This is a genomic window from Caldimonas sp., assembly GCF_046289365.1.
GTDB lineage: Bacteria > Pseudomonadota > Gammaproteobacteria > Burkholderiales > Burkholderiaceae_C > Caldimonas.
The window spans coordinates 1-12529 of sequence record NZ_JBKBVU010000090.1; the positions used below are offsets into that span (position 1 = coordinate 1).

The following is a 12529-nucleotide window of genomic DNA, read 5'->3' on the forward strand; positions in this document are numbered from 1 at the left end:
CATTTCGCCCGGGGGCCCGGCGCTGCGCTGATCGGCGTGCCGCTGGGCGACTTCAACGAGGGATCCACCAACTCGGTGGCCGGCCTGGCCCCGGGACAGCCGATGTACCGCTACGACAAGATCCACCTGGTGCCCTTCGGGGAGTTCGTTCCCCGCGGCTTCCGTTGGTTCGTGGACATGATGGACATGCCGCTGGGCGACTTCACCCGCGGGCGCGACACGCGGCCCTTCGAGTTCGACGGCCAGCGCATCCGCCCCACCATCTGCTATGAAGATCTCTTCGGCGAGGAGTTGGCCGCCAACTTCGTCGGGCCGGGCCAGGCCACGGTGATCGCCAATGTCAGCAACATCGGCTGGTTTGGCCCCACCGAGGCGGTGGACCAGCACCTGCAGATCTCGCGGCTGCGGGCGCTGGAGTTCCAGCGTCCCCTCGTGCGTGCGACCAACACCGGGGCCACCGCCATCATCGACCACCGCGGCCGGGTGACGCATGGGCTGGCCCCCCACACCCGGGGTGTGTTGGTGGGCGAGGTCGAGGGCCGCGAGGGCAGCACGCCGTATGCCCGCTGGGTGGCGGCGCTGGGCCTGTGGCCGTGGACGGTCCTGGCCGGGGGCGTGCTGCTGCTGGCGGGGCGCCGCCGCAAGTCCGGGGTGGGCGCCTAGAATCAAAGATTTATTCCGCCGGGGCCGGCGCGCTGCCCGCGCCGCCCCTTGCCCGCACATCGATCCTCGACACCATGCTGACCTTCCAGCAACTCATTGCGCGCCTGCAGGACTACTGGGCCGCCCAAGGCTGCGCCTTGCTGCAGCCCTACGACATGGAGGTGGGCGCCGGCACCAGCCACACCGCCACGTTCCTGCGCGCCATCGGCCCCGAGCCCTGGAAAGCCGCCTACGTGCAGCCCAGCCGCCGCCCCAAGGACGGCCGCTACGGCGAGAACCCCAACCGGCTGCAGCATTACTACCAGTACCAGGTGGTGCTGAAGCCGGCGCCCGAGAACATCCTGGAGCTCTACCTGGGCTCGCTCGAAGCCCTGGGCTTCGACCTGAAAAAGAACGATGTCCGCTTCGTCGAAGATGACTGGGAGAACCCCACGCTGGGCGCCTGGGGCCTGGGCTGGGAGGTCTGGCTCAACGGCATGGAGGTGACGCAGTTCACCTACTTCCAGCAGGTGGGCGGCATTGATTGCAAGCCGCTGACCGGCGAGATCACCTACGGCCTGGAGCGCCTGGCGATGTACCTGCAGGGGGTGGACAACGTCTACAAGCTCACCTGGACCGAAGGCCTGAGCTACGGCGACGTCTACCTGCAAAACGAGCAGGAGCAGTCGGCCTACAACTTCGAGCACAGCGATGTGGAGTTCCTGCTCACCGCCTTCAGTGCGCACGAGCGTCAGGCCCAGCACTTGATGGCCCAGCGCTTGGCTTTGCCGGCCTACGAGCAGGTGCTCAAAGCCGCGCACACCTTCAACCTGCTCGATGCACGCGGGGCGATCAGCGTGACCGAACGCGCCGCCTACATCGGCCGCATCCGCAACCTGGCGCGTGCGGTGGCGCAAAGCTACCTCGACAGCCGTGCCCGCCTGGGCTTCCCGCTGGCCCCGCGCGATTGGGCGAACGAAGTGCTGGCCCAGCTCGAGAAGAAGGCCGCCTGATCATGACGATGAAGAAGAACCTGCTGGTCGAGCTCTTCGTGGAAGAGCTGCCCCCGAAGGCACTGAAGAAACTGGGCGAGGCCTTTGCCACGGTACTCACCGACAGCCTCAAGGCCCAGGGCCTGGTGGACGCCGCCGTGGTGCCCACGCCCTTTGCCTCGCCGAGGCGCCTGGCGGTGCGGGTGGAGGCGGTGGCCGAGCGTGCGGCCGACCGTCCGGTGCAGCGCAAGCTCATGCCGGTGTCCGTGGGCCTCACGGCCGAGGGCCGGCCCACACCGGCCCTGCTGAAGAAGCTCGAGTCCCTGGGCCTGGACGCCAGCGTGGTGGACCAGCTCCAGCGGGTGAACGACGGCAAGGCCGAGGTCCTTTTCCATGACAGCCTGGTCCCCGGCGTCACGCTGGCCGAGGGCCTGCAGAAGGCCCTGGACGAGGCCCTCGCCAAGCTGCCCATCCCCAAGGTCATGAGCTACCAGCTCGCCGACGGCTGGACGAGTGTGCATTTCGTGCGGCCGGCCCACGGCCTGGTGGCGCTGTGGGGGGCCGACGTGGTGCCGGTGCAGGCCCTGGGCCTGACGGCCGGCCGCCAGACGCGCGGCCACCGCTTCGAGGCCCGGGTGGACCCGGTGGTGATCCACGAGGCCGACAGCTATCCCGAGCAACTGCGCCATGATGGGGCCGTGATCGCCAGCTTCGAGGCCCGCCGCGCCGAGATCGTGCGCCAGCTCGGCGAAGCGGCTGCGAAGATCGGCGGCGGTGTGCGGCCGGTGGACGACGAGGCCCTGCTCGACGAGGTCACCGCCCTGGTGGAGCGCCCCAACGTGCTGGTGGGTCAGTTCGAGGCCGAGTTCCTCGAGGTGCCGCAGGAGTGCCTCATCCTCACGATGAAGGCCAATCAGAAGTACTTCCCGCTTCTCGATGCCCAGGGCAAGCTCACCAACCGTTTCCTCGTGGTGAGCAACATCAGCCCCGAGGACCCGAGTGCCGTGATCGGCGGCAACGAGCGGGTGGTGCGCCCGCGTCTGGCCGATGCCAAGTTCTTCTTCGACCAGGACCGCAAGAAGACGCTGGAATCGCGCGTGCCGGGTCTGGACAAGGTGGTCTACCACGGCAAGCTGGGCAGCCAGGGCGAGCGCACACAGCGCGTGCAGGCCATTGCGCACGCCATCGTCAACCAGTTGCGCCTGGCCACCGTTCCCTACACGGTCGAGGCCAAGGATGAGTTCGATGTGCTCGACGGCAAGGTGCAGCAGGCCGCCCGCCTGGCCAAGGCCGACCTGCTCACCGACATGGTGGGCGAGTTCCCCGAGCTGCAGGGCATCATGGGCGGCTATTACGCACGCCATGAAGGCCTGCGCGATGGGGTGGCTATCGCCATCGAAGACCACTACAAGCCCCGCTTTGCCGGCGACGCCTTGCCGCGCAACCACACCGGCACCGTGCTGGCCCTGGCCGACAAGCTGGAAACGCTCGTGGGCCTGTTCGGCATCGGCCAGTTGCCCACCGGCGACAAGGACCCGTTTGCGCTGCGCCGGCATGCGCTGGGGGTGATCCGCCTGCTGATCGAGAAGAACCTGCCCTTGTTGCTGCCCGAGCTGGTGGCGGCCGCAGTGCCGGTCTTCGGCTCGCGCATCACCGACCCGCGCGAGCCGCTGCTGGATTTCATCTACGACCGACTGGCCGTGTCCCTGCGCGAGCAGGGCTATACCGCCCAGGAGGTCGAGGCGGTGCTGGCGCTGCGCCCTGGCCGCTTGGGTGAGGTGCCGCGGCGCCTGGCGGCCGTGCGCGCCTTTGCCGGCCTGCCCGAGGCGCAGGCGCTGGCTGCGGCCAACAAGCGCGTGGGCAACATCCTGAAGAAGGCCGACGCGACGGTCGAGCCGCGCGTGGACCCCACCTTGCTGCGCGAGGCGGCCGAGGCCGCCCTGCACGAGGCCTTGCAGGCCGTGCGTCCCCGCGCCGACGCGGCGTTCGAGCAGGGGGACTACACCGGCTCGCTGCAGGCCCTGGCCGTGCTGAAGGCCCCGGTGGACACCTTCTTCGACCAGGTGATGGTCAATGCCGATGATGCGGCGCTGCGGGCCAACCGGCTCGGCCTGCTGGCCACGCTGCACGCGGCGATGAACCGCGTGGCCGACCTGTCGCGTCTGGCGGCCGCCTGAGGAGATCGTCATGCCCGCCCCGCGCCCCGTGGAACGCCAGCTCAAGCTCGTCGTGCTCGGACGCGATGGCGTGCTCAACCGCTACCGCACCGAGCACGTGGCCCAGCCCGAGGAATGGGAGCCGCTGCCCGGTGCGCTGGATGCCGTGGCGCGGCTGAACCATGCCGGCTGGCATGTCGTGGTGGCCACCAACCAGCCGGGTCTGGGCACGGGATTGCTCGACATGTCGGGCCTGAACGCCGTGCACCAGCGCATGAACGAGCTGCTGGCCCGCCACGGCGGCCGGATCGACGCGGTCTTCATCTGCCCGCACACGCCCGAGGACGGCTGCGACTGCCGCAAGCCGGCGCCGGGGCTGCTGCGGCGCATCAGCGAACGCTTCGGCGTGCCGGCCCACGAGATCGTCGTGGCCGGCGACACCGTGCGTGACCTGCAGGCAGCTCAGGCGGCGGGCTGCGAGCCGCACCTGCTGCGCACCGGCCGCTGCGAGGGCCTGGGCGACGAGGAGGTGGCCGCGCTGGCGGCGCAGGTGCCCGGCACCCGCGTGCACGACAACCTCGAGGCCCTGGCCCAGCACCTGATCCAGCGCGAGCGCGAGATGCGCGGCGAGAACGCGGGCTCGAGTTCCGGATTTGGAGGTTTGAACTGATGTTGAGGGTCCTGCGTTCCCTCCTGTTCCTGTTGTGGATGACGGTGACCGTCATCCCCTGGGCGCTGGCCGTGCTGCTGCTGTCCGTCTTCGTGCGCGGCAGCCCCTTGTACTGGGCCTGCGTGGGCTGGCTGCGCCTGGTGATGTGGGGTGCGCGTGTCATCTGCGGTGTGCGTGCCCGCGTGCAGGGGCTGGAGCACCTGGGCAACGAGGCGGTGATCCTGTGCTCGAAGCACCAGTCCACCTGGGAGACTTTCGCCTTCCCCTGCCTGATGAGCCATCCGCTGTGCTATGTGTTCAAGCGTGAGCTGCTCTACATCCCCTTCTTCGGCTGGGCGATTGCCCGGCTGGACATGATCCACATCGACCGCAGCAAGCGCGCCGAGGCCTGGAACAAGGTGGCCGAGCAGGGGCGGCACTACATGGCTCAGGGCAACTGGGTGATCATGTTCCCCGAGGGCACGCGCACGCCACGCGGCGGGCAGGGCGTGTACAAGTCCGGCGCCACGCGCCTGGCCGTGGCCACCGGCGTGCCGGTGGTGCCGATTGCGGTGACCTCGGCACGCTGCTGGCCGCGCAAATCCTTTCTGCTGACGCCGGGGGTCATCGACGTGTCGATCGGCAAGCCCATCGCCTCGGTGGGGCGCGAGCCGGAGGAATTGATGCGCGAAGTGGAAGCCTGGATCGAGGCCGAAATGCGTCGGCTCGATCCCGAGGCCTACCCCGACGGCGCTGCGGTCTCCGGCGGCACGCCGCAGCGGGCCTGAACCTATACTGCCGGTCCATGGCACGCCCGGCACCCGGCTCCGACGAACCTCGGCAACTGTCGCTGTTTTCCGGCGAGCCGTCGGCGTGTACGACGGCGGGTCCACCGGCGGCAGCGCCGGCCAGGCCGCAAGCCTCGCGCCCCTTGCCGCCGGTGGCTTTTGTCCATCCGCGCTCGACGCACGACCTCCAGCTCGAGGGCCATCGCGTGGCCTTCGCCCTGCGCCGCGCCAAGCGTCGCACCATCGGGTTTGTCGTCGGCCCCGAGGGCCTGACGGTGAGCGCCCCACGCTGGGTGGGGCTGGGCGAGATCGAGGCGGCGCTGCGCGAGAAGGCGCGCTGGGTGCTGCGCAAGCTGGCCGAGCAGAACGAGCGCAACGCCCGGCTGCAGCAGGCGAAGGTGGAGTGGCGCGATGGCGCGAGCGTGCCTTTTCTGGGCGAGGCGGTCATCGTGGTGCTCGACCCGCGGGCCAGCGGGGCGGTGCTCAACACCGATGCTCAGGCCCTGCCCGGCGTGCCCCGCCTGGCCCTGCACGTGGGCCTGCCGCAGCACGCCCGCCCGGAACAGATCCGCGACGCGGTGCAGAGCTGGCTGCAGCGCCAGGCGCGCCGCGTCTTCGAGGAACGCTGCCGCCACTTCGCCGAGCGGCTGGGGGTGCGCTACACGCGCCTGAGCCTGTCATCGGCGCAGACCCGCTGGGGCAGTGCGTCGGCCGATGGCGCCATCCGCCTGAACTGGCGGCTCATCCACTTCGCCTTGCCCACCATCGACTATGTGGTGGCGCACGAGCTCGCGCACTTGCGCGAGATGAACCACAGCCCGCGCTTCTGGGACGTGGTGCGCTCGGTCATGCCCGACTACGAGCACGCCCGCGGCACGCTCAAGGACACGGTGCTGCCGGTGCTGGACTGATCACCACCGAAGTGACCCCGCCCAGCCTGTGTAAGCCTTGGGCAGCGGGGCAGCGTAGTCCCCTTGCTTGCTGGTGCGCAGGCCCAGCGCGGCCAGGCTCTCGGCGAACTTGACGGCGACCGCCACGCCGTCGATCACCGGCACCCCCAGGCGCTGCTGCAGTTGCGTGCACAGCGCGGCCATGCCGGCGCAGCCCAGCACGATGGCACCGCTGCGGTCGCTGGCCAGCGCTTCGCGCGCGGCAGCTTCGATGCGGGACACGGTCTCGTCACCGCAGTCCTCGAGGTCGAGCACCGGGAAGTCGGTGCCGTGAATGCCGCGGCAGTGGCGCTCAAGGCCGTAGCGATGCACCAAGCGCTCGGCGATCACGCAGGTGCGCGTCATCGTCGTCACCACCGAAAACCCTGTGGCCAGGAAGCTGGCGGCGTGGAAGGCGGCTTCCGCAATGCCCAGCACGGGTACGGCCAGGGCCTCGCGCGCGGCGTCCAGGCCCGGGTCGCCGAAGCAGGCAATGACCACCGCGTCGGCGTCTTGCGCGTGCGGTGTGCGCACCTGTTCGACCACCCCGGCCGCGGCCATCGCCTCGTCGTAGTGCCCCTCGATGGACACCGGCCCGAAGCTGGGGTGCACCGGCACGATCTCGGTGCCCGGTGCGGCCACGGCGCGGGCTGCCTGCGCGATGCTGGCCGTCATCACGGCCGAGGTGTTGGGGTTCAGGACCAAGATCTTCATGGTGTTGTCCGGCAAGGAGGGTAATCAGGAATGCATACAAAAAAAGTGGTGCACCGCCCCAAGAGATCGCATGAGGGGGTGAGTTTTACCCCGTATTGGTGCAAGTCGGTGAGTGTTTGGAGGCATGTCTGCGCAGAACAGGCGGTTGGGGCTTGAATGGGTCTGGCATATCGATTGCATACAAAACAGTACAAGCATGGATCGCACCATGCCGGCCGCATCCGCAGTTGGAGGCCCCTGGCCCGAGGCTTGCGGAGTGTTTGTATGACCGGGCCACCAGCCCACCCTCCATGAGCAGGAGTCGAGATGAAACGATTCGAGCAGACCTGGCGCAAGACCTCAGAAGCCCTGCGGGGCGCAATGCTGGCCAGCGCGTTGCTGGCCGTCTCGGCCGGTGCGCTGGCACAGGAAAAGGTCTTGCGCATTGCCATGACCGCTGCCGACATCCCGCGCACGCTGGGCCAGCCCGACCAGGGCTTCGAAGGCAACCGCTTCACCGGTATCCCGATGTATGACGCGCTCACGCACTGGGACCTGTCCAAGGCCGACGGCCCCAGCGTGCTGATTCCGGGCCTGGCCACCTCCTGGACGGTGGATGCCAAGGACAAGACCAAGTGGGTGTTCAAGCTGCGCCCCGGCGTGAAGTTCCATGACGGCTCCGACTTCAATGCGGATGCCGTGGTGTGGAACGTGCGCAAGGTGCTCGATAAGGATGCGCCGCACTTCGACGCCAGCCAGGTGGGTGTGACGGCCTCGCGCATGCCCACGCTGCGCAGCGCCCGCAAGATCGACAACCTCACCGTGGAACTCACCACCAGCGAGCCCGACTCCTTCCTGCCGCTGAACCTGACCAACCTCTTCATGGCTTCGCCCGCGCATTGGGAAGCCAAGCTGAAGGCCGTGCCGGCCAGCGTGACCGACCCGGCCGAGCGGGCCAAGCAGGCCTGGACGGCCTTTGCCGCCGATGCTTCGGGCACGGGGCCTTTCAAGATGGCGCGCTTCGTGCCGCGTCAGCGCCTGGAACTGATGGCGAACAAGGCGTACTGGGACCCCAAGCGCACGCCCAAGATCGACCGCGTGGTGATGCTGCCAATGCCGGAGGCCAACGCTCGCACCGCGGCGCTGCTGTCGGGCCAGGTGGACTGGATCGAGGCGCCGGCGCCGGATGCGATCCCGCAGATCCGCCAGCGTGGCTTCGTGGTGTATTCGAACGCGCAACCGCATGTGTGGCCGTGGCAGCTGTCGTTCGCCGAGGGCTCACCGTGGCTGGACAAGCGCGTGCGCCAGGCGGCCAACCTGTGCGTCGACCGTGCGGGCCTGCAGCAGCTGCTGGGCGGCATGATGGCCATTCCCAAGGGCACGGTGCCTCCGGGACACCCCTGGTGGGGCAACCCCAGCTTCGACATCCGCTATGACGTCAAGGCCGGCCAGGCCCTGATGCAGCAAGCCGGCTTCTCGGCCGCCAAGCCGGTGAAAGTGAAGGTGCAGATCTCGGCCTCGGGCTCGGGCCAGATGCAGCCGCTGCCGATGAACGAGTTCGTGCAGCAGTCGCTCAAGCAGTGCTACTTCGATGTCGAGTTCGACGTGATCGAATGGAACACGCTCTTCACCAACTGGCGCCAGGGCGCCAAGCACCCCAGCGCCAACGGCGCCCACGCCATCAACGTGAGCTTCGCCGCGATGGACCCATTCTTCGCGATGGTGCGCTTCGTCAGCACCAAGACCTTCCCGCCGGTGTCCAACAATTGGGGCTACTACGGCAATGAGCAGGTCGACAAGCTGATCGCTGACGCCCGCACAGCCTTCGACGAAAAGGCGCGTGACGCTGCGCTGGCCAAGCTGCACGCCCACATCGTCGAGGACGCGCCCTTCGTGTGGATCGCGCATGACGTGGGCCCGCGCGCGATGAGCGCAAAGGTGAAGAACGTGGTGCAGCCGCGCAGCTGGTTCATCGACATCGCCACGATGACGATCGAGTAATCGCCGCCCGTCCCGCCCATGCTCGCCTACCTGCTGCGCCGCATCGCCTACGCCGTGCCCATCATGCTGGGCGTGGCCCTGGTGTGTTTCGCCCTGGTGCACCTGTCACCGGGCGATCCGTTGGTGTCCATCCTGCCACCCGATGCTTCGGCCGAGCTGCAGGCGCAGCTCACCGAGCTGTACGGCTTCAACCGCTCCTACCCGGAGCAGTTCGCAAGCTGGCTGTGGCGCGCGCTGCAGGGGGACCTGGGCACCTCCATCGCCACCGGGCGGCCGGTGATTGAGGAGGTGCTGACGGCGGTGACCAACACGCTCAGGCTGGCGGCGCTGGCCACGCTGATCGGCTTCGTCTTCGGCGGCCTGTTCGGCTTCGTGGCCGGCTACTTCCGCAATTCCTGGCTGGACAAGCTGGCCTCGATGCTGTCGGTGCTGGGCGTGAGCGTGCCGCACTACTGGCTGGGCATGGTGATGGTGATCGTGTTCTCATCCCAGCTCATGTGGCTGCCGGCCACGGGCGCCGGGCCGGGCGGTTCAGCCGACTGGGCCTGGGACTGGGAGCACATCCAGTTCATGATCCTGCCGGCGCTCACGATGAGCGTGATCCCCATGGGCATCATCGCGCGCACCGTGCGCGCCCTGGTGGCCGACATCCTCGACCAGGAGTTCATCATCGGCCTGCGCGCCAAGGGGCTCACGCACCTGGGCGTGTTCCGCCACGTGGTGAAGAACGCAGCCCCCACGGCGCTGGCCGTGATGGGGCTGCAGCTGGGTTACCTGCTGGGCGGCTCCATCCTGATCGAGACCGTCTTCTCCTGGCCGGGCACGGGCTTCTTGCTCAACTCGGCCATCTTCCAGCGTGATCTGCCGCTGCTGCAGGGCACTATCCTCGTGCTGGCGTTGTTCTTCGTGGTGCTGAACCTGCTGGTGGACGTGGTTCAGACCCTGCTCGACCCCCGCATTGCGCGCGCCTGAGGAGGACCCGTGGCTGCTGTTTCCGCTTCCTCGAACCTGGCGCTGGCGCCGGTGGAACGCTCCCCGGGCTACTGGCGTTCGGTGTGGGCCCGCTTCCTGCGCGACCCGGTGGCCGTGGGCGCCGGGGTGGTGGTGCTGATGCTCCTGGGCCTAGCGGCCTTCGGCCCCTGGCTCGCGCCGTCCGATCCCTACGCGTCGTCGATGCTGAACCGCCTCAAGCCCATCGGCACCGAGGGCTACCTGCTGGGCAGCGACGAACTGGGCCGCGACATGCTCTCGCGCCTCATCGCGGGCGCACGCCTGTCGCTCTTCATGGGCCTCACGCCGGTGCTTTGCGCCTTCGTGATCGGCACGCTGATTGGCATCGTGGCCGGGTATGCGGGCGGCTTCACGAACACCGCCATCATGCGCACCATCGACGTGTTCTACGCCTTCCCGTCGGTGCTGCTGGCCATTGCGCTCTCGGGGGCCCTGGGCGCGGGCATCCTAAACTCGCTGATCTCGCTCACCATCGTCTTCATCCCGCCCATCGCGCGGGTGGCCGAAAGCGTCACGACCCAGGTGCGCGGGCGCGACTATGTGGAGGCCGCGCGCGCCTCCGGCGCCGGGGCCTTCACCATCGTGCGCGTGCACGTGCTGGGCAATGTGCTGGGCCCCATCTTCGTGTATGCCACCAGCCTGATTGCCGTGTCGATGATCCTGGCCTCGGGTCTGAGCTTCCTCGGCCTGGGCGTGAAGCCGCCCGAGCCCGAGTGGGGCCTGATGCTCAATACCCTACGCACGGCCATCTATGTGCAGCCCTGGGTGGCGGCCCTGCCGGGGGCGATGATCTTCATCACCTCGATCGCCTTCAACCTGCTGTCGGACGGCCTGCGTTCGGCCATGGACAACAAGGGATGACCATGTCTGCAACCGCTGACGACGTGGGCGGCCCGGCCAAGCCCCTGCTGACCATCAAAGGCCTGATCAAGCACTTCCCGCTCAAGAAAGACCCGCTGGGCCGCGGCGGAGGAGTGGTGCGCGCCGTGGACGGCGTGGACTTCGAGGTGCTGAAAGGCGAGACCCTGGGCGTGGTGGGTGAATCGGGCTGCGGCAAGTCCACCACGGCGCGGCTGCTGATGCAGCTCATCGAACCCACGGCCGGCGAAGTCATCTTCGATGGCCGGGCCGTGGGCAGCCGCGACCTGCCGCTCAAGGAATTCCGCCGCCAGGTGCAGATGGTTTTCCAGGACAGCTATGCCTCGCTGAACCCGCGCCTGACCATCGAGCACTCGATCGCCTTCGGGCCGCAGGTGCATGGCGTGCCCACGCGGGAAGCCGTGCAGCGCGCACGCGACCTGCTGGCCCGCGTGGGCCTGGAGCCGCGGCGCTTTGCCGAGCGCTATCCGCATGAACTCTCGGGCGGGCAGCGCCAGCGCGTGAACATCGCGCGCGCCCTGGCGCTGCAGCCGCGCATGGTGATCCTCGATGAAGCCGTCTCGGCGCTGGACAAGTCAGTGGAGGCCCAGGTGCTCAATCTGCTGCTCGACCTCAAAGACGAGTTCGGCCTCACCTACGTCTTCATCAGCCACGACCTGCATGTGGTGCGCTACGTGAGCGACCGCGTGATGGTGATGTACCTGGGCCAGGTGGCCGAGGTGGGGCCCTCGGACGTGCTCTTCGACACGCCGGCCCATCCCTACACGCGGGCACTGCTGTCGTCCATGCCCTCGATGGACCCGGACCACCGCACCGAGGTGGCCCCGCTGGCGGGCGATCCGCCCAACCCCATCAACCCGCCCTCGGGATGCCGCTTCCATCCGCGCTGCGCGCAGGCCGCGCCGGTGTGCTCACAGCAGTTGCCGGTGGTGGCGTCGGCAGGCACCCATCACACGGTGCGTTGCCTGATGCACGTGCCAGGCAGCGGGCACCCCCAGGCCCTGGCGGCCGCCGCTTGATCCCCGGGAGGAGAGGACCATGAGCATCGTCACGGAACTGTCGCCCTCGCAGCCTCCCATGGTGCGCCTGCGCGACCTCAGCGTCACCTTCACCGGCGCTCGCAAGCCGGTGCGTGCCGTCAGCGGCGTGAGCCTGGAGGTCCAGCGCGGCGAAGTGGTGGCGCTGATCGGGGAATCCGGCTCCGGCAAGAGCGTGACCATGCGCACCTTGCTGCGCCTGCATCCCGAGCGGCGCACCACCATGACCGGCACCGTCGAGGTGGGCGGGCGCGACGTGCTAAAGATGAGCAACACCGAGCTCTGCGACTTCCGCGGCAAGGTCGCCTCGATGATCTTTCAGGAGCCGCTGCTGGCGTTCGACCCGGTCTATACCGTGGGCGCGCAGATCGTCGAATCCATCCGCCGGCATGAGCCGGGCGTGAGTGCGTCGGACGCCCAGCGCCGCGCCTTCGAGCTCTTCGACCGCGTGCGCATCCCCAGCCCCGAGCGACGCCTGGCGGCCTATCCGCACGAGATGTCCGGCGGCATGCGCCAGCGTGCCATGATCGCCCTGGCCCTGGCCTGCAAGCCCCAGCTGCTGCTGGCCGATGAGCCCACCACCGCGCTCGATGCCACGGTGCAGATCCAGATCCTGCTGCTGCTGCGCGAGCTGCAGCGCGACCTCGGCCTGTCGGTCATCTTCGTCACGCACGATATCGGCGCGGCGGTGGAGGTGGCCGACCGCATCGCGGTGATGTATGCCGGGCGCATCGTGGAGGAGGGCAGCACCC

General features: G+C 68.6%; 12 protein-coding genes. 11 read left to right on the plus strand and 1 reads right to left on the minus strand.

Going from position 1 to position 12529, the window contains the following annotated elements:
- The 6 genes from lnt to ACK42S_RS10400 form a co-directional block, all read left to right on the plus strand.
- The coding region (gene lnt, locus ACK42S_RS10375; protein ID WP_409706680.1) for an apolipoprotein N-acyltransferase at positions 1-663 on the plus strand (663 nt) is incomplete at its 5' end.
- A 74-nt stretch (positions 664-737) separates the two neighbouring features.
- Positions 738-1655 carry a glycine--tRNA ligase subunit alpha gene (gene glyQ / locus ACK42S_RS10380; protein ID WP_409706683.1) on the plus strand — a complete coding sequence of 306 codons (918 nt, stop codon included), beginning with the start codon at positions 738-740 and terminating at the stop codon, positions 1653-1655.
- A gap of 2 nt (positions 1656-1657) precedes the next feature.
- Complete coding sequence (gene glyS / locus ACK42S_RS10385; protein ID WP_409706686.1) at positions 1658-3811, plus strand: glycine--tRNA ligase subunit beta; 2154 nt, start codon at positions 1658-1660, stop codon at positions 3809-3811.
- A gap of 10 nt (positions 3812-3821) precedes the next feature.
- Entirely contained in the window at positions 3822-4460 is a 639-nt protein-coding gene (gmhB, locus tag ACK42S_RS10390) for a D-glycero-beta-D-manno-heptose 1,7-bisphosphate 7-phosphatase (RefSeq protein ID WP_409706689.1), read from the plus strand.
- 38 nt (positions 4461-4498) lie between these two features.
- A complete protein-coding gene (locus tag ACK42S_RS10395; protein ID WP_409706692.1) occupies positions 4499-5227 on the plus strand; it encodes a lysophospholipid acyltransferase family protein in 729 nt (242 codons plus the stop codon).
- A gap of 17 nt (positions 5228-5244) precedes the next feature.
- A complete protein-coding gene (locus tag ACK42S_RS10400) occupies positions 5245-6138 on the plus strand; it encodes a M48 family metallopeptidase (RefSeq protein ID WP_409706695.1) in 894 nt (297 codons plus the stop codon).
- Here ACK42S_RS10400 and ACK42S_RS10405 read toward each other — a convergent pair whose 3' ends face one another.
- Positions 6139-6870 carry an aspartate/glutamate racemase family protein gene (locus tag ACK42S_RS10405; RefSeq protein ID WP_409706698.1) on the minus strand — a complete coding sequence of 244 codons (732 nt, stop codon included), beginning with the start codon at positions 6868-6870 and terminating at the stop codon, positions 6139-6141.
- 360 nt (positions 6871-7230) lie between these two features.
- On the opposite strand from ACK42S_RS10405, the gene ACK42S_RS10410 reads away from it, so the two are divergent.
- From ACK42S_RS10410 to ACK42S_RS10430, 5 genes are all read left to right on the plus strand, one after another.
- The gene (locus ACK42S_RS10410) at positions 7231-8850 is read left to right on the plus strand and encodes an ABC transporter substrate-binding protein (RefSeq protein ID WP_409706712.1); all 1620 of its coding nucleotides are present in this window, start codon (positions 7231-7233) and stop codon (positions 8848-8850) included.
- 18 nt (positions 8851-8868) lie between these two features.
- The gene (locus ACK42S_RS10415; protein ID WP_409706701.1) at positions 8869-9822 is read left to right on the plus strand and encodes an ABC transporter permease; all 954 of its coding nucleotides are present in this window, start codon (positions 8869-8871) and stop codon (positions 9820-9822) included.
- A 9-nt stretch (positions 9823-9831) separates the two neighbouring features.
- Positions 9832-10722, plus strand: coding sequence for an ABC transporter permease (locus ACK42S_RS10420; RefSeq protein WP_409706703.1), 891 nt, complete (start codon positions 9832-9834; stop codon positions 10720-10722).
- Between the two features lie 2 nt (positions 10723-10724).
- Positions 10725-11759 (plus strand): ABC transporter ATP-binding protein, encoded by a 1035-nt coding sequence (locus tag ACK42S_RS10425; RefSeq protein WP_409706706.1) that lies wholly within the window; start codon positions 10725-10727, stop codon positions 11757-11759.
- A gap of 19 nt (positions 11760-11778) precedes the next feature.
- Positions 11779-12529: ABC transporter ATP-binding protein (locus ACK42S_RS10430; RefSeq protein ID WP_409706709.1), on the plus strand; the 751-nt coding region annotated here is incomplete at its 3' end.